Source organism: Thermocrispum agreste DSM 44070 (assembly GCF_000427905.1).
Taxonomy (GTDB): domain Bacteria; phylum Actinomycetota; class Actinomycetes; order Mycobacteriales; family Pseudonocardiaceae; genus Thermocrispum; species Thermocrispum agreste.
The window spans coordinates 408,050-424,587 of the sequence record NZ_ATYX01000006.1; the positions used below are offsets into that span (position 1 = coordinate 408,050).

Consider the following 16,538-nt stretch of genomic DNA (forward strand, 5'->3'; position numbering starts at 1 on the left):
CGACTCGTCAGGAGTTTCGCGGGCATCAGGCTCCCGCCGCCTGTCGTGGCAGCCTGCGCGCTGCCGGCCCGAGGGCTGACGGAGCCTGCGCACAGGCACGCGCAGTCCCGTAAGGGGGCATACCGCTGACCGGAAAGGGGCGTACCGGTTGACCCGTCACAGGTGTCTCGGGTGAGTCCGTGACGGGTGTACCGGGTGAGTCCGCGACGGCGATGCCCGCCGGGACCGTGAACACCTCAGCTGGTGATGTCCTTGCGGGCGAAGTGCCGTCCGGCCAGCAGGCAGAAGGCCGTGGCGTAACAGGTCGCGCTCAGCGCCCCGTTGGCGATGTTCGTCCAGTTGATCTCCGCCGCCATCAGGTCCGTCCACGCGTAGGCGTAGTGCGTGGGCAGGAAGTTGCGCAGGTCCTCCAGCGCGGTGATCTGGTCGAGCATGAGCGAGACGACGGAGGCCACCAGCGCGCCGCCGACCGCGCCGAGCGGGGCGTCGGTGCTCACGCTGAGCAGCAGCGCGAGCCCGGCGATCCAGGCCAGATGGACGACGATGTAGCCGATGCACATCAGCAGGGAGACCACCGCGGTCCAGAACGGCGCTGCCTCGCCGGTGGGGGAGATCGCGTCCCCGGCGCCGTAGCAGATCACCCCGACGACGAGCGCGGTGAGCGGCAGCACCGTGATGGTGAGTACCGATAACGCGGCCGCGACCAGCGCCTTCTGCCGCAGCAGGCGATGCCGGGGCACTGGGATGGTCAGCAGGTACTTCAGCGACGACCAGGAGGCCTCCGAGGCGATCACGTCCCCGAAGTAGAGCGCCACGATCATCGGCAGCAGGAAGCCGCCCGCGACGATCAGCGTGACCACGACGAAGTTCGGGGCGCTGACGGTGGCCAGGTCGATGAACCCGCCCTGCCTGCGGTTGGCGTTGGTTGTGCCGATCTCGAAGGCGACGGCCAGCACGATCGGCAGCAGCGCGACCAGGCCCAGCAGCAGGTGCGTCCGGCGGCGGCCGAGCTGGCGGCGCAGCTCCACGCCGAACCGCAGTGTCCTGCGCGGGTCGTAGCCCGCGACGCCGCCGCTGGTGCCGACGCCGAGCGATTCCCGTTGGGCGGCAGATGTCAGGTCGTCCAGCGCCGCGGGGTCGGTGTGCACGTCGGACAGGTCGTCGCGCTTGTGCTCGGTCATTCGTGCGGCTCCTCTCCGACGAGCCGGAGGAAGGCGTCTTCCAGCCGTCGCCGTGGCCCTGCCTGCTCGACCGCGACCCCGGCGTTGACCAGCGCGGCGACCGCCTCGCTGCGCGCCATGCCGTCCAGGTTGGCATGCACCGCCCGGCCGTTGGTCTCCACCGAGGTCACGCCCTTGACGGCGGTCAACGCCCTGGCCGCCTCCTCGGGCTTGTCCACGACGAAGGTGGCTTCGCCGCCCGCGGCGACGATCTCGCCGACCTCGCCCTCGGCGATGAGCCTGCCGCGGTGCATCACCACCACGTGCGTGGAGGTCTGTTCCACCTCGGCGAGCAGATGGCTGGAGACCAGTACCGTCCGGCCGGTGGCCGCGTACCGCTTGAGCACCTCGCGCATCTGGTGGATCTGCGGCGGATCGAGTCCGTTCATCGGCTCGTCGAGCACCAGCAGCTCCGGCAGGCCGAGCATGGCCTGCGCGATGGCCAGGCGCTGGCGCATGCCCTGGCTGTAGGTGCGCACCTTGCGGTCGACCGCCGAGCCGAGCCCGGCGATCTCCAACGCCTCGTCGAAGTGCGCCTGCTCGCGTGGCCTGCCGGTGGACGCCCAGTACAGCTCGAGGTTCTGCCGTCCGGACAGGTGCGGCAGGAATCCGGAGCCCTCGACGAACGAGCCGATCCTCGACAGCACCGGGGCGCCGGGATACACCCGGTGCCCGAACACCCTGATCTGGCCCGAAGTCGGGGTGATCAGCCCCATGAGCATGCGCAACGTGGTGGTCTTGCCCGCACCGTTCGGGCCGAGCAGGCCGAGCACCTGGCCGCGCTGCACCGAGAAGGACAGGTCGTCGACCGCGGTGAGCCCGCCCGGGTACTTCTTGGTCAGGCCCTCGATCACCAGCGGGACGTCGGACAGCTCGTCGTCGACGCTGCGCGCCCGCCTCCGGCGGACGGCCGCCACGAGCGCCACGCCCAACCCGAGCGCCAGGACGGCGCCGATGCCGAGCAGCTGGGCGGCCGGCCACTGCCCGCCGGTCGCGGTTCCGCTCACGCTGGGGATGCTGATCGGCCCGGCCACCGAGACCCGGTACGAGATCGGTTCGGTGGCGTTGTGATACGCCTGGTCGGTGGTCGCGACCACCACCTGAACCCGGTGATCCGGATCGACCGGCTTGACGATGCCGGGCAGGCTGACGGTGACCTCGACCGGTTCTCCCGTGCGCACGTCCGGGATCCGCACCGGAGCCACCGCGTTCCCGGCCAGCGTGCGGCGGTTGTCCGGGTCGACGGTGTAGAACTTCACGAACAGCACGACGTCGTTGGTCCCGCCGCGCGCCCCGCCCGAGCCGGGCAGCGCGGTGACCCGCAGCCGCACGGTGGGCGACCCGGCCGCGGTCAGCTGCGACCGCATCGGCGCGCTGGTGAACGCGGCCGCTTGCCCGGGGAGATCGACCCCGAACAGGCTGGCCGCGATCGAGGAGCGGCCGGCGATCGCGTTGATGCCCGGCACACCGCTGATCGAGGCCGGGTTGCCGCCGGGTGGGTTCGAAATGGTCTGGGGGCCGCCGTGCAAGGGCACGTCGTGCCGGGTGGTGACGGCGGTGCCCAGCCCGGGATAGCTGCTGGTTTCGATGGTGCGTACCGAGGGGGCGCGCGATGCCTGGTAGGTCCCCTGGATGTCGTAGCGGAAGGCGGGCAGCGGGTTCTCCGCCGGTGCATCCGGCCCGCCGAGTTGGTAGGCGAGCCAGTCACCGATCTTCGCGCGCAGCTGCGGCCCGGGACCGCCGCCGTCGTGCCCGCCCGCGTACCAGACGACCTGAACCTCCCCGCCCGCCGCGGCGATCTGCTTGGCGTTCGCGTCCGCTTGGTCGAGCCCGAACAACGTGTCCCGCTCGCCTTGCACCAACAGGGCAGGCACGGTGATGTTCATCGTCACCGACTTCGGCGAGACTCTGGCCAGCAGCGCACGGGTCTGTCTGCTGGGCTTGCCGTCCTCGGCCATGTCGGCATACGCCTGGCACACCTCGGGGGTGAAACGGCCGCACGGACCGATCGCCTCGCCGTCGCCACCGCCAGGCCCGCCAAAGGCGCCACGCGGGGAGGCGAGGCCGCCCCCGAGGGAGCCACTCGACAAGGCACCAGCGGCTCCTTCCGCCTGACCGCCCGGTGCGTCGTCCGGGTCCGCCCCGGCCTCGGGCGCATCGGGGGGTGGCCCGCCCGTACCGCGGTCGGGGGTGCCCATCCCGCCCAGGAAGAGGTTGCCGGTCCACGCCTGCTTGAACACCCCGCCGGGCTCGCCGATCGACTCGGCCGGTGAGCGCGGGGTGAACCTGCCGGTGGTGCCGGTGTTCGGGATCAGCGCTTGCTCGAGGTCGTTGTAGGTCATCACCGGGACGATCGCGTCGACCCGGTCGTCGGTCCCGGCCAGCAGCAGGGCCAGTGAACCGGCGTAGGAGGCGCCGACCACCGCCACCCTCGGGTCCCCGTCGGCGTCCTTGGCCACGGTCGATTGGGCGGCGAGATAGTCCAGCAGCTTGCCGGCGTCGGCGACTTCGGCGTCGGGATCGTTGAGCCCGATCTTGCCCGAGCTGCGACCGTGTCCGCGTGCGGAGTAGGCCAGCACGACGAATCCTCGTTCCGCCAGCTCCTGCGCGTCGCGGGTGACGCTGTGCTTGCTGCCGCCGAAGCCGTGCGGGAGCAGCACCGCCGGCGCCGGTGTCGCCCGTGCCGTTTCCGGGATGTAGAGCGTGGTGTCCAGCCGTTCTTGCCGCGGCGAGCCGGGCGACGAGGGGACGTGGACGAACCGTTCGGCGACGGTGACGTCGGGCGGCTGCGGCCGCACGGCATAGGCGATCCCGCCCACGGCCGCGACGACGCCGGCGACGAGGGTCACGACGAGCAGGAGCCTGGGCAGGCGCTTGCGGGGAAGGCGCACCACGCGCATGCGATCGACCGTAGCGGGGAGTAGCTGAGGGAGGCTTCAGGGACCGGCAACCGCTGCCGAACCGTTGCCGTGCCGATGGAAAGGACCCCCGGCCAGGGCCCGGGCTGCCGGGAAAGTGGCGCCGTGCCCGGTTCCGGGTCGCCGCGAGGGTCGAACCGACGTGATTACGGGTACTTTCACTGGCGTGGACGCCCGGCATCGGCCAAGATTGAGCGGAACGTGGAGGGGAGTATTCCCTCGCGGTGGAGTCGTCAGCACGGCTGCCCCGGCATCGTCCGCCGGTGGCACCCGGCTTCGCCGACCGGCCCGGCCGGTGGAAGAGACCTCCGGGAGACCACCTGACCCGGAGGTATGTTTTTGATGTCGGTGCCTGTCTGGCTGTGGCTGGCCACCCTCGGCGGTCTGCTCGTTCTCATCGTCGTCGATCTGGTCATCGTCGATCGCAAGCCGCACGAGGTGACGACCGGTGAAGCGGCCCGGTGGGTCACCTTCTACGTCGCGTGCGCGGTGCTGTTCGGCATCGGGGTGTGGGTGTGGGGCGGCCACGACTCGGGTGTCGAGTTCTTCTCCGGCTACATCACCGAGTACTCGCTCAGCGTGGACAACCTGTTCATCTTCATGCTGATCATGGGCTCGTTCAAGGTGCCTGCCATCCACCAGCACCGGGTCCTGCTCATCGGCATCCTGCTGGCGCTGGTCATGCGCGGTGTGTTCATCGCCGTCGGCGCCGCGCTCATCGAACGGTTCGTCTGGGTCTTCTTCGTGTTCGGTGCCGTGCTGGTGTGGACGGCGGTGTCCATGCTGCGCGGCACCGACCACGACGAGTACCACGAGAACGCGCTGATCCGGCGCACCAGGAAGATCTTCCCGGTGACCGAGGACTACGTCGGGCACAAGATGGTCGTCAAGCGCGACGGCAAGCGCTGGATCACCCCGATGTTCCTGGTCATCGCCGCCATCGCGAGCGCGGACCTGCTGTTCGCCGTCGACTCCATCCCGGCGATCTTCGGCATCACGCAGGAGGCCTACCTGGTCTTCACCGCCAACGCGTTCGCCCTCATGGGACTGCGGCAGCTGTACTTCCTGATCGGCGGCCTGGTCGAGCGGCTGGTGTACCTCAACTACGGCCTGGCGGTGATCCTGTCGTTCATCGGCGCCAAGCTGTTCCTGCACGCCGCGCACGAATACCACTGGGTGCCGGACACCTTCGAGATCAGCAACTGGGTCTCGCTCGGCGTCATCGTCACCGTGCTGGCGGTGACGACCCTGCTGAGCCTGCTGAAGAGCCGCAGGGACCGCCGGGCGGCCGAAGCGGGCACCCCCACGCCGGCCGCGGTGGCGGCGGACTCTCAGCCGAGCAACACGTAGTTCAGGTCGGCGCACACCCTGGCCAGCGGCAGATCCAGGCCCGGGTGGTTCAGTGGCAGCAGCACGTCCGGCGCCGGCGGCAGGGCGTCGCCCGCCGGCGGGTCCCACAGCGCGATCGCCGGGTCGCCGGAGTCCATCGACGAGCGGTACCACACGCCGTCGAGATCGGGGTAGGCCGCGCGGATGGCCTTGGTCCACCGCTGGGTCATCTTCTTCGAGCCGCACGAGATCTCCTGGGACGCCCCGGCGCGGGTGGGCCACAGCCCGGTGAGGTCGAGCAGCCGCAGCGTGCGGGCCGGGCGGAGCACCACCAGGTGCGGGGATCGGGTCCGGCGATCGACGATCGACGTGGTCTGGAAGACCTCCGCGACGCTGGTCCGTACCGACAGCGCGAAGTACAGCACCCCGGGTTGCGGGGTGTCCGGCCGGCTGGTGACGTCCTGCGGGTCGAAACGTCCGTGGGGGAGTGGTCCGGCGTACCGGAACTGATTCCACTTCTGCGGATGATTGCCCAGCGCGGTGAAGATCCGGACCAGCCGGGTGGCCGGATGCACCGCCACGATGTCCTCCGACGGGCGCAGTGCGCCGGCCAGTTCGCCGGGCGGCGGCGGCGAGGGAAGCCGAGCCATCAAGCGGATCCCGCCGCCCCTACGCCGCCGTGCCGAGCGTGGCGATTAGGTCCGCCACGCGCTGCGGGTCGCCGTGCGCCAGCAACCACGCGCGCGGGGAGACCGGCTTGCCGTTCAGCTCCAAATCCGCCTGCGGCGTGTTCATGAACGCGGCGACGACCAGCTGGGGCTGATCGTCCGGGATGCTGCGCAGCACGACGTCGAGTCCCGGCAGGGTGCCGTGCTCGGTGAACTGCCAGGCAGGCAGCCGCCAGCCGTGGTCCTTCCAGCCGAGCAGCTTGCCGTCCTTCAACCGGTGCCGGATCCGGCTGGCGTCCACCCCGAGCAGTTGGGCCGCTTCGCTCACCGAGTAGGAGGTCTCGGCGAACGCGGCCGCCGCGGCGACCGAGCGGGCACGGGGATCGAGCTCGCCTTCCTGGGCGTCGCGCAGGTCGAGGCCGACGTCGGTGAGCACCTTCCGCTGTTCCTCGGTGAAGTAGTCGCTCGGCGAACCGTGCATCGGGGCGATCCGGCGCGCAGCGTCGGCAACCAGCCGAAGGAACTCCCGGGCGTCGACCCGCAGGCCCGCTTCGGCAAGGACGGATTCCAAACCAGTCGCCGCGGTCATGGCACCCATGCTAGCACGATCGTGCGCATTCGTGCGCTCGCCGGTGCTGCAGCAAAGTCGACGACAAGTGTTGACAACGATGTCACGAACTCAGTGGAAGATTGACGAACCGCACCGCGCCGGGACCCGTGCACCTGACGAGCGATCGGTGAAACCGAAGCCGGAGAGAGGAGATCGATGGCAGCTGCCAAGCGCAAGGCGGTCAGGGCGGCAGTCGCTGCCGCGCTGGCGTTCGTGGCGACGCTGGGGGCGGGCGCGGCCGCGGAGGCCGCTCCTGTCCAGCCGTTCATCGTCGGCGGGGAAGAAGCCGACATCGAGGACTACCCCTTCACGGGCGGTTGACGGAGGCGGACGGGACCGGGTTCTGCGGCGGCACGCTGGTCGCACCGGACAAGGTGGTCACGGCTGCGCACTGTGTGGAGGGCCTGCGCCCGAACGAGCTTCGAGTGGTGTCCGGGCGAACGGTGATGAGTTCGGACGAGGGCACCGTGTCGCGCGTGAAGGCGCTGTGGACGCACCCCTCGTACACGTGGAGGGCTACAACTACGACGTCGCCGTGCTGACGTTGAGCAAGCCGGTGAACGAGGAGCTGGCCACCCTGGCCCAGCCGGGCGACCCGGCCTACCGGCCGGGCACCATGGCCACCGTGCTCGGCTGGGGGCTCACTCGGGAGGACGGTTCGCCGTCCGATCATCTGCGGAAGGTCGACGTTCCGGTGGTCGGCGACGCGGACTGCCAGCGCGCCTATCCCGAGTTCTACGAGCGGAACGGCATGATCTGTGCCGGCTTCCCCGAGGGTGGCAAGGACGCCTGCACGCAGGACTCGGGTGGTCCGCTGGTGGTGGACAGCAAGCTGATCGGGGTCGTGTCGTGGGGTGACGGATGCGCTCGGCCGGGCAAGCCGGGGGTGTACGCCCGGGTGAGCAGCTTCCACGGCCTGCTGCAGGAACAGATCGGCAGCTAGGCGTGCACGGAGGTCGCGCGGGGCGGGCCGGCGGGGCGGCCCGCCCTTCCTCTTTCTGCGAGCTGCGGTGCCGCGGTACTCCGTCCGCGAGGTGTGGGCCGTGGCCGGGCATGCCGATCCCCGCCGGGAGCGACCCGGATCATGCGTGTGAAATTGGCGACATCGAGGATTCCGTGAAGTCCCGGTCTTTGCGATTCTTGCCGCGCGCAAAATGTGAAGAGACCTTCACAAAAAGGTGCCCGATGTCGGCCGCAGCGGGCGGAGGCGTGGCGATTCTCCTGATTTCGCCGCTGTGACGCGAATGGCAGCGTTTGTGCGTCGAGTACGTGCTGCTAGGGATACGTGTGTGATCTCCTCGCCGAGGTGCGCGTGGCATCCGTCCTGATGAGGGCCGCTTTCGGCGCGACGGCAGAGTGTGACCGGCGGTAATAACCCGAATGGAGCACAACGGTTGCATCTGGTGCCGTAACGATCAACTCCGGTACTTCTTGACACGTGACCGGGCGAACCCGGTTACTGAATCACGAAATCGAGGTCCCGCGCCGGACAACGCGGGGCAATGGAGGAGATCACCATGGGGAATTTCGCGCGCAGAACGGCCAGGAGCGCGGCCGTTGCGGTGATGGCATGCGCGGCGGCTCTGGGTGCCAGCGCAACCGCGGGGGCGGCCGACGACCCGTCGGCCAAGACTCCCGTCAAGCCGTTCGTCGTCGGCGGGGAAGAAGCCAACATCGAGGACTACCCGTACACGGTGCGGCTGATCACGCCGGACGGGTTCGGGTTCTGTGGCGGCTCGCTGGTCGCCCCGGACAAGGTGGTCACGGCTGCGCACTGCGTCGAGGGCGCCGAGCTGGAGGACTTCAAGGTGGTGTCCGGCCGGACGGTGATGAGTTCGGACGAGGGCACCGTGTCCGACGTCAGCGACATCTGGGTGCACCCCGAGTACGACTGGAGCGACTTCAACCACGACGTGGCAGTGGTGACGCTGGCGGAGCCGGTGGATCAGGGCACTGTGGAGCTGGCGCCGTTGGACGACCCGGCCTACCAAGCGGGCACCATGGCCACCACGCTGGGCTGGGGCGACACCACCGAGGGCGGTGAGCAGTCCGACCACCTGATGAAGGTGGACGTGCCGGTGACCTCGGACGAGGAGTGCAGCGCGGCCTACGGCTCGCTGTACGAGGCGGACGGCATGATCTGCGCCGGCTTCCCCGAGGGTGGCAAGGACGCCTGCAACGGCGACTCCGGTGGTCCGCTGGTGGTGGGCAACAAGCTGATCGGGGTCGTGTCGTGGGGCGAAGGGTGCGCTCGGCCGGGCAAGCCGGGGGTGTACTCCCGTATCGGCAGCTTCTACGACGAGCTGCAGGAGCAGATCGGCGGAAGCGAACCGACGTCCCCGCAGAAATGACGCGGTGACGGCCGGGCGGTAGGCGCGTGACCGCTTGTCGCCCGGCAACGGAGGCGAAGGCAAGGGGCGGATCGTCAGCGATCCGCCCCTTGCCGTTGTCGGCCGATGCTCAGTCGTCGTCGTACCGGTCGTCGTCATCACTGTGCCGATCGTGGTGATCGTCGTCGTACCGGTCGTCGTCGTGCCTGTCGTCGCGGTCGTCCCGGTCGATGCGGGTGACTTCGCCGGTCACGGCGTCGACGTGGACCTCGATTTCCTGCCGGTCGTGCACCACCTCGACGTCCCACACGGTCCGGCCGTGCTCGGACTCGCGCTCGATGTCGACGGCCGTGCCGCCGCCAATGTGGCCGACGGCGATCACGGACGCTTGCTCGGCGGTGATTGCCTGGCCGTCGGCGGGAGACCGAGGCGTGGGGTTCGCCGTGCCGGAGTCCGTGGTCGCCGCGGGCTCCAGCTGGGTGGGCGTCCCGATGGCCCGCTGAGCCGAGGGGGCGACGTTCGTGTCGTCATCGCTCGTCGCGAGCAGGACGCCGCCGGTCACCACGGCGGCCGCGGCCGCCAGTCCAGCCAGGGTCGTGATTGGCTTCATGGTCCGCCCTTTCGTCGATGCGGTGTTGGCACCGTCGACGATTCCCTGCCCCGATCCAGCGGCGCGCTGCCAGACGGTTAAGGCAAGCCCAAAAGGTCCATGCGCACGCTGAGGCCACCGCCGGGAGAGGTGCCCAGGGTCAGGCCACCCCCGCTCCGCTCGGCGGCCCGCCGGGCGATGTCCAGCCCTAGACCGCTGGACCCCGTCCCGGACCGGCCTCGGCCTGCCAAGCCGGCCTCCGGCAGCCCCGGACCGTCGTCCTCCACCCACAGCACCGCGCCGCCGCCCGGGCGGGGCTGCAAGCGGACGGTGAAGTCGGTGCCGTCTGGCGTGTGGGCGAAGACGTTGCCCAGCAGGGCGTCCAGGCTGGCCGTCAGGTCGCCGCGGCTGCACTGCACCGGCAGCGGCCCGGGAGCGATCTCGTAGGCCGGCTTGCGGCCGGTGTCCTCGGCCAGCGCGGCCCAGAACTCCACCCGCTCGCGCACCACCTCTGCGGCGTCGCACCCGGCGGCTGGCTCACTGCTGCGGCGGCGCGCCTGGGCGATGACCTGGGTGACCGCACGTTCCACCGCATCGACCCCGTTGCCGATGCGTTCCGCCTCGTCCGGATCCTGCAGGGCTTCGGCTTCCAGGCGAAGTGCGGTGAGCGGCGTGCGCACCCGGTGCGACAGGTCCGCCACCGTTTCCCGTTCCTCGGCCAGCAGCTCGTCGATCCGGCTGCCCAGGTGATTGAGCGCTCTGGCCACCACCCCGATCTCGGCGGGTGCCTTGGTGTCGGCGCGCGCGGTCAGATCACCGCTGGAGAGGCGGTTCGACACGTCCGCCAGCTCGATGGTCGAACGCACCAGCCGCTGCGCCATCCGGTCGGCGACCAGCAAACTGACCGTCAGCAGCGCGACGCCGAGCCCGCTGAGCACCAGCCATGCGCGCTCCACGCCCGCGCTGAGCAGAGCGTCCGGCACGAACGCCCGGATCACCGCGTTGCCGCCGGTGCCGTCGCGGACCGCGAAGACGATTTCCCGGCCGCCGGGAACGTCGGCCGAGGCGCTCGTGCCCCGGCTGCCCAGCCGCACCAAGGCGCTGTGCGGGCTGGGATGCCCCAGCTGGGTCCCGTCGCTGAGGAAGACCGTGAGGTCGTGAGCCGACGCCTGATCCGCCTGAGCCACGCTGACCTCGAGCGACGCCCGGTCGGTGGTGGCGATGAGGGAGCTGAGCGCCTGCGCCTGGGTGGTGGCGGCCTGCACGGCCCGGTCTGCGGCGACGTCGCGGATCAGGAGCGCCAACGGCACCAGGAACGCCACCAGCACCAGCGACGTGGTGGCGGCGACGAGCAGCAACACCCGGCGGCGCATCAGCCCTCTGGCGCAGCGATGCGCACCCCGACACCGCGGATGGAGTGCAGGTAGCGCGGTTCGTGCGCGGTTTCGCCGAGCTTGCGGCGCAGCCAGGACAGGTGCACGTCGACCGTTTTGTCGGCACCGCCGTAGGGCAACTGCCACACCTCGGCCAGCAACTCGCGCTTGCTGATCACTTCACCGGCGCGTGCGGTCAGGTAGTGCAGCAGAGCGAACTCCCGTGGGGTCAGGTCCAGGGGCCTGCCCTCCAGGGTCGCCTCGCGGGTGCGTGGATCGATGCGCAGCTGGCCGACCTCGACGACCTGGCTGTTCTTCTGCTCGCCGCCGCGCCGCAGGACGGCGCGAATGCGGGCATCGAGCTGCGCTGCGCTGAACGGCTTGACGATGTAGTCGTCCGCGCCGGCGTTGAGCAGCGCGACGATCTCGGACTCGTCGTCCCGTGCGGTGGCGACGACCACCGGAACTTTGCTGGCCCCGCGCAGCATCCGCAGCACGGTCCGGCCGTCGACGTCCGGCAACCCGAGGTCGAGAACCACCGTGTCCGGGCGGGAGTTCACCGCCTGCTCCAAGCCCGCCATGCCGGTCCCCACCGACGAGACGGCATGGCCGCGTTCGGACAGCCCACGGATCAACGCGGCGCGGATGGCGGCGTCGTCCTCGATCAGCAGCACGTGCGGCACGTCGTCCAACTTAAGCCACTGACGTGCGCATTCGGGGGCAACTCACGGCATGATGAGGCTGCCATAGCGCAGTTTTAACCATCGGGGGCCATGCTGGGAGCGTGGCCGAGCGGAACAAGACGCGTGTGGCGGGAGTCGTGCTGGCCTGGCTGCTTGCCGCGGGGGCGGCCACGCTGATCGGCGTCGTCGCCGTGGGTGCGATCGGCAGCGGCATCGTGGACTCCCCCCAACGTCCGCTCAGCCAGGAGGAGGTCGACCAGCGCCTGGCCGCGGCACCGGGGCAGGCGCCTGCCCCGCAGTCCTCCACGCCACGGTCGCAGCCCCTGCGGTCTGCACCCGCGTCGTCGCCGCCTGCCACGAAACCGACGACACGGTCGTTCACCAGCCGCGGGGGCAGCGTGGTGGCCCGCTGCTCGCCGCTGTCCGTGGTGCAGATCGTGCCCGCGCAAGGGTTCGAGCTCGACGAGGTCGACGACCGCGGCCACGACAGGGCACGCATCCGGTTCGAGTCCGACAATGACGTGCGTGTCACCGTCGAGCTCAGCTGCAGCGGGAACACACCGGTCGCGCAGACCAAGGTCGAGACCGAGTCCGACGACGACGATTGACCCGACGATTGACCCGCGGCCGGTCAGCGGCTCGATGCGACGCCGGGGGTCTCGTGACTCCCCGCGAAGCACCCGGTGTGCGGACGGCGAGCCGCACCTCGCGGCGCTGAGCCCGCCGGGTCCGGCGGGAGCGTCACCAGCCGCGTTCCCACCACTCCGGCAGTTTCCCTCGTTCCGCGCCGAGCGTGGAGTCGTCGCCGTGGCCGGGGTAGAACCAGGTGTCGTCGGGCAGGACGTTGAAGATCCGTTCCTCGACGTCGGTCATCAGCTGCTTGAAGTTCTCCGGAGTGGTGGTCTTCCCGACGCCACCCGGGAACAGCGAATCGCCGGTGAACAGGTGCGGGTGGCCTTCCGGATCGCGGTACAGCAAGGCGATCGAGCCCGGTGTGTGGCCGCGCAGGTGGATCACTTCGAGCTGACACGAGCCGACCGAGATGGTGTCGCCGTGTTCGAGCAGGAAGTCGGGCGGGACGGGCAGCGGATCGGCGTCCAGCGGGTGCGCGGCCGTGTTGGCGCCGTACGCGCCGGCCACCGCGCCCAGTGCCTGCCAGTGGTCCCGATGCTGGTGCGTGGTGACGATGGTGCGCAGCGTGGGACGTTCCCGGTCGTAGCCGATCATGTCGGAGATCCGGTCCGGGTCGTTCGCCGCGTCGATCAGCAGCGCCTCCCCGCTTTCCCGGTCGACAAGCAGGTACGTGTTGTTGTCCATCGGGCCGACCGAGAGTTTGGTGATGGTCAGCGCGGCGAGCGTGCGCCGCTGGGCGTCTCCGCCAGGCTCGACATGCCCGGTGTAGTCCTCACTGATCCGCATGCGTGCAGGTTATGCCGCGCCGCACCGCCGCTCCACCCCGGGCCGGGGTGCGTCCTCGTGCCCATCGGGCGCCCGTCCGTGGGCCGGATCCGCGGCCGAGGACGGCGCTGCCGGACGGTCCGCCGGGGTGCGCTGCGGCCACCGCGGGCAAGGATCCCGGACCACCTGCCGGGCGGTCGCTCGATCCGCCGGCCAGCGGGGCGGCGAAGTGCGCAGGTCGCGGCCGCCCCAGCCGGACGTTGTCGGTGCCCGCGCCTAGCATGGGGGAGGTCGGCGAGTCCGACCGATTGCCGCTGCCGAATCCAATCCGAGGAAGGGGCCACCCGGGTGTCCGATCGTCTCGTCGTCCGAGGTGCGCGCGAACACAATCTGAAGAGCGTCGATCTCGACCTGCCGCGCGACAGCATGGTGGTGTTCACCGGCCTGTCCGGCTCGGGCAAGTCGTCGCTGGCGTTCGACACCATCTTCGCGGAGGGGCAGCGGCGGTACGTCGAGTCGCTGTCGGCGTATGCGCGGCAGTTCCTCGGCCAGATGGACAAGCCGGACGTCGACTTCATCGAGGGGCTGTCGCCCGCGGTGTCGATCGACCAGAAATCCACCTCGCGCAACCCGCGTTCCACGGTCGGCACGATCACCGAGGTCTACGACTACCTGCGCCTGCTGTACGCGCGGGCGGGCAAGCCGCACTGTCCGCAGTGCGGCGAGCCGATCGCCAAGCAGACCCCGCAGCAGATCGTCGACCAGGTGCTGGCGATGGAGGAGGGCACCAGGTTTCAGGTGCTCGCCCCGATCGTGCGCGGCCGCAAGGGCGAGTACGTCGACCTGTTCTCCAACCTGCAGCAGCAGGGCTACGCGCGCGTGCGGGTGGACGGCCAGGTCTATCCGCTCACCGATCCGCCGAAGCTGAAGAAGCAGGAGAAGCACGACATCGCGGCGGTGATCGACCGGCTGACCGTCAAGCCGTCGGCGAAGCAGCGGCTGACCGATTCGATCGAGACCGCGCTGCGGTTGGCCGACGGGCTGGTCGAGTTGGAGTTCGTGGACCTGCCGGAGCACGACCCCGGCCGGATACGCGGCTTCTCCGAGCACCTGGCGTGCCCGAACGGCCACGCGCTCGCGGTGGAGGATTTCGAGCCGCGGTCGTTCTCGTTCAACTCGCCGTACGGCGCGTGCCCGGAGTGCACCGGTATCGGCGTGCGCAAGGAGGTCGACCCGGAGCTGGTGGTGCCGGACGACTCGCTGTCGCTCGCCGAAGGAGCGATCGCGCCGTGGGCGGTGGGCCAGTCGGCGGAGTACTTCCAGCGGCTGCTCACCGCGCTGGCCGAGACGATCGGATTCCGCATGGACACGCCGTGGCGTGACCTGCCCGCGAAGGTGCAGAAGGCGGTGCTGCACGGCACCAGCGAGCAGGTGCACGTCCGGTATCGCAACCGGTACGGCCGCCAGCGCTCCTACTACGCCAACTTCGAGGGCGTCATCCCGTTCCTGGAGCGCCGCCGGGAGCAGACCGAGTCCGAGTACATGCGGGAGCGGTACGAGGGCTACATGCGCGAGGTGCCGTGCCCCGCGTGCCAGGGCACCAGGCTGAAGCCGGAGATCCTGGCCGTGACCTTGGAGCACGAGACGCTGGGGCCCCGCTCGATCGCCGAGGTCACCGCGTTGTCGGTGGCGGAGGCGGCGGAGTTCCTCGACGGGCTCAAGCTCGACGAGCGGCAGGCGATGATCGCGGGCGCGGTGCTGAAGGAAATCCAGGCGCGCCTGCGCTTCCTGCTCGACGTGGGGCTGGACTACCTGTCGCTGGACCGCGCGGCGGGCACGCTGTCCGGCGGGGAGGCGCAGCGCATCCGGCTGGCCACCCAGATCGGGTCCGGCCTGGTCGGCGTGCTGTACGTGCTGGACGAGCCGTCGATCGGCCTGCACCAGCGGGACAACCACCGGCTGATCGAGACGCTGACCCGGCTGCGCGACCTGGGCAACACCCTCATCGTGGTCGAGCACGACGAGGACACCATCCGGGCCGCCGACTGGGTGGTGGACATCGGCCCGGGGGCGGGGGAGCACGGTGGGCAGATCGTGCACAGCGGGCCGTACGAGGAACTGCTGTCCAACGAACGCTCGCTGACCGGTGACTACCTGGCGGGCCGCAGAGAGATCCCGCTGCCGGTGTCGCGCCGCCCGGCGTCGAAGCGGAACAGGCTGACCGTGGTCGGTGCGCGCGAGCACAACCTGCGCAACATCGACGTGTCGTTCCCGCTCGGCTGCCTGGTCGCGGTGACCGGGGTGTCCGGGTCCGGCAAGTCCACGCTGGTCAACGACATCCTCGCCACGGTGCTGGCGAACAAGCTGAACGGTGCGCGGCAGGTGCCGGGCAGGCACACCCGGGTGCGTGGCCTCGACCTGGTGGACAAGCTGGTGCGGGTGGACCAGTCGCCGATCGGCCGCACGCCGCGGTCCAATCCGGCGACCTACACCGGGGTGTGGGACCACATCCGCAAGTTGTTCGCGGCCACCACGGAGGCGAAGGTTCGCGGGTATCAGCCCGGCCGGTTCTCGTTCAACGTCAAGGGCGGGCGCTGCGAGGCGTGCGCGGGCGACGGCACGATCAAGATCGAGATGAACTTCCTGCCGGACGTCTACGTGCCGTGCGAGGTGTGCAAGGGCGCCAGGTACAACCGCGAGACCCTGGAGGTGCACTACAAGGGCAAGACGGTTGCGGACGTGCTGGACATGCCCATCGAGGAGGCCGCGGAGTTCTTCGAGCCGATCAAGCCGATCCACCGGCATCTGCAGACGCTGGTGGACGTGGGCCTCGGCTACGTGCGGCTGGGGCAGCCGGCGCCCACCCTGTCCGGCGGCGAGGCGCAGCGGGTGAAACTGGCCGCCGAGCTGCAGAAGCGCTCCACCGGGCGCACCGTCTACATCCTCGACGAGCCGACCACCGGGCTGCACTTCGAGGACATCCGCAAGCTGCTGGTGGTGATGCACGGCCTGGTGGACAAGGGCAACACGGTGATCGTCATCGAGCACAACCTGGACGTCATCAAGACGGCCGACTGGATCATCGACATGGGGCCGGAGGGCGGCTCCGGCGGTGGAACGGTGGTGGCCGAAGGCACCCCGGAGGACGTGGCGGCGAACGAGGCGAGCTACACGGGGCAGTTCCTCAAGCCCATTCTCGGCTGACCGCCGAGGCACACCGTCGCCCGGCGCGATCCGCGCGGCCCGGCCCACGCCTGGCAGGTCGGTCAGGCCGCTCGCCCACAGCCTCGACCTGGCCGCACTGGCCCTGCCAGTTGCCGATGACGGCGGGTTCCGGCCGCGCATCGCCGAACTGCGTGGTGACCGGCCAGCTCCCCGCAGGAACAACGGCGGCATGGCCCCGGGCCGCCCAGCTTGCTG

13 protein-coding genes and 1 pseudogene are annotated in these 16,538 nt (G+C 70.2%); 6 read left to right on the forward strand and 8 right to left on the reverse strand.

The window, feature by feature from the left end:
• Nucleotides 1–236: 236 nt before the first annotated feature.
• Nucleotides 237–1,181, reverse strand: coding sequence for an ABC transporter permease (locus YWY_RS0104110; protein WP_028846576.1), 945 nt, complete (start codon nt 1,179–1,181; stop codon nt 237–239).
• Nucleotides 1,178–4,120, reverse strand: a complete 2,943-nt coding sequence (locus tag YWY_RS0104115) for an alpha/beta fold hydrolase (RefSeq protein ID WP_038044366.1) — start codon at nt 4,118–4,120, stop codon at nt 1,178–1,180. Before YWY_RS0104115 ends, YWY_RS0104110 begins: the two co-directional genes overlap by 4 nt.
• 360 nt (nt 4,121–4,480) lie before the next feature.
• On the opposite strand from YWY_RS0104115, the gene YWY_RS20205 reads away from it, so the two are divergent.
• Nucleotides 4,481–5,488 carry a TerC family protein gene (locus YWY_RS20205; protein ID WP_051309668.1) on the forward strand — a complete coding sequence of 336 codons (1,008 nt, stop codon included), beginning with the start codon at nt 4,481–4,483 and terminating at the stop codon, nt 5,486–5,488.
• Here YWY_RS20205 and YWY_RS0104125 read toward each other — a convergent pair.
• Both YWY_RS0104125 and YWY_RS0104130 read right to left on the reverse strand, forming a co-directional pair.
• Nucleotides 5,470–6,117 (reverse strand): RES family NAD+ phosphorylase, encoded by a 648-nt coding sequence (locus YWY_RS0104125; RefSeq protein WP_028846578.1) that lies wholly within the window; start codon nt 6,115–6,117, stop codon nt 5,470–5,472. The genes YWY_RS20205 and YWY_RS0104125 overlap by 19 nt on opposite strands.
• A 19-nt stretch (nt 6,118–6,136) precedes the next feature.
• Nucleotides 6,137–6,724 (reverse strand): hypothetical protein, encoded by a 588-nt coding sequence (locus tag YWY_RS0104130; RefSeq protein WP_028846579.1) that lies wholly within the window; start codon nt 6,722–6,724, stop codon nt 6,137–6,139.
• 177 nt (nt 6,725–6,901) lie between these two features.
• Between YWY_RS0104130 and YWY_RS24355 the strand changes: the two genes are divergently transcribed.
• From YWY_RS24355 to YWY_RS0104140, 3 genes and pseudogenes are all read left to right on the forward strand, one after another.
• Entirely contained in the window at nt 6,902–7,066 is a 165-nt protein-coding gene (locus tag YWY_RS24355; RefSeq protein ID WP_211227471.1) for a hypothetical protein, read from the forward strand.
• 53 nt (nt 7,067–7,119) lie between these two features.
• Nucleotides 7,120–7,688: pseudogene (locus tag YWY_RS23955) on the forward strand (serine protease).
• Between the two features lie 574 nt (nt 7,689–8,262).
• Complete coding sequence (locus tag YWY_RS0104140; protein ID WP_028846580.1) at nt 8,263–9,096, forward strand: S1 family peptidase; 834 nt, start codon at nt 8,263–8,265, stop codon at nt 9,094–9,096.
• Between the two features lie 109 nt (nt 9,097–9,205).
• Here the strand turns inward: YWY_RS0104140 and YWY_RS23050 are convergent, their stop codons facing one another.
• From YWY_RS23050 to YWY_RS0104155, 3 genes are all read right to left on the reverse strand, one after another.
• Nucleotides 9,206–9,685 carry a PepSY domain-containing protein gene (locus YWY_RS23050; protein WP_051309669.1) on the reverse strand — a complete coding sequence of 160 codons (480 nt, stop codon included), beginning with the start codon at nt 9,683–9,685 and terminating at the stop codon, nt 9,206–9,208.
• A 77-nt stretch (nt 9,686–9,762) separates the two neighbouring features.
• Nucleotides 9,763–11,037: a sensor histidine kinase gene (locus YWY_RS0104150; protein ID WP_028846581.1), complete on the reverse strand. Its 1,275-nt coding sequence runs from the start codon at nt 11,035–11,037 to the stop codon at nt 9,763–9,765.
• Nucleotides 11,037–11,720 carry a response regulator transcription factor gene (locus YWY_RS0104155; RefSeq protein ID WP_028846582.1) on the reverse strand — a complete coding sequence of 228 codons (684 nt, stop codon included), beginning with the start codon at nt 11,718–11,720 and terminating at the stop codon, nt 11,037–11,039. The genes YWY_RS0104150 and YWY_RS0104155 overlap by 1 nt, the downstream gene beginning before the upstream one ends.
• 101 nt (nt 11,721–11,821) lie before the next feature.
• Between YWY_RS0104155 and YWY_RS20220 the strand changes: the two genes are divergently transcribed.
• Nucleotides 11,822–12,328, forward strand: coding sequence for a hypothetical protein (locus YWY_RS20220; protein ID WP_051309671.1), 507 nt, complete (start codon nt 11,822–11,824; stop codon nt 12,326–12,328).
• A gap of 133 nt (nt 12,329–12,461) precedes the next feature.
• Here the strand turns inward: YWY_RS20220 and YWY_RS0104165 are convergent, their stop codons facing one another.
• A complete protein-coding gene (locus tag YWY_RS0104165) occupies nt 12,462–13,139 on the reverse strand; it encodes an MBL fold metallo-hydrolase (RefSeq protein ID WP_028846583.1) in 678 nt (225 codons plus the stop codon).
• Between the two features lie 327 nt (nt 13,140–13,466).
• Between YWY_RS0104165 and uvrA the strand changes: the two genes are divergently transcribed.
• A complete protein-coding gene (gene uvrA, locus YWY_RS0104170; protein ID WP_028846584.1) occupies nt 13,467–16,322 on the forward strand; it encodes an excinuclease ABC subunit UvrA in 2,856 nt (951 codons plus the stop codon).
• Nucleotides 16,323–16,538: the final 216 nt, after the last annotated feature.

Coding starts and splice junctions, on each gene's coding strand:
- YWY_RS0104110 (WP_028846576.1), bottom strand. CDS start 1,181: ATGACCGAGCACAAGCGCGACGACCTGTCCGACGTGCACACCGACCCC.
- YWY_RS0104115 (WP_038044366.1), bottom strand. CDS start 4,120: ATGCGCGTGGTGCGCCTTCCCCGCAAGCGCCTGCCCAGGCTCCTGCTC.
- YWY_RS20205 (WP_051309668.1), top strand. CDS start 4,481: ATGTCGGTGCCTGTCTGGCTGTGGCTGGCCACCCTCGGCGGTCTGCTC.
- YWY_RS0104125 (WP_028846578.1), bottom strand. CDS start 6,117: ATGGCTCGGCTTCCCTCGCCGCCGCCGCCCGGCGAACTGGCCGGCGCA.
- YWY_RS0104130 (WP_028846579.1), bottom strand. CDS start 6,724: ATGACCGCGGCGACTGGTTTGGAATCCGTCCTTGCCGAAGCGGGCCTG.
- YWY_RS24355 (WP_211227471.1), top strand. CDS start 6,902: ATGGCAGCTGCCAAGCGCAAGGCGGTCAGGGCGGCAGTCGCTGCCGCG.
- YWY_RS0104140 (WP_028846580.1), top strand. CDS start 8,263: ATGGGGAATTTCGCGCGCAGAACGGCCAGGAGCGCGGCCGTTGCGGTG.
- YWY_RS23050 (WP_051309669.1), bottom strand. CDS start 9,685: ATGAAGCCAATCACGACCCTGGCTGGACTGGCGGCCGCGGCCGCCGTG.
- YWY_RS0104150 (WP_028846581.1), bottom strand. CDS start 11,037: ATGCGCCGCCGGGTGTTGCTGCTCGTCGCCGCCACCACGTCGCTGGTG.
- YWY_RS0104165 (WP_028846583.1), bottom strand. CDS start 13,139: ATGCGGATCAGTGAGGACTACACCGGGCATGTCGAGCCTGGCGGAGAC.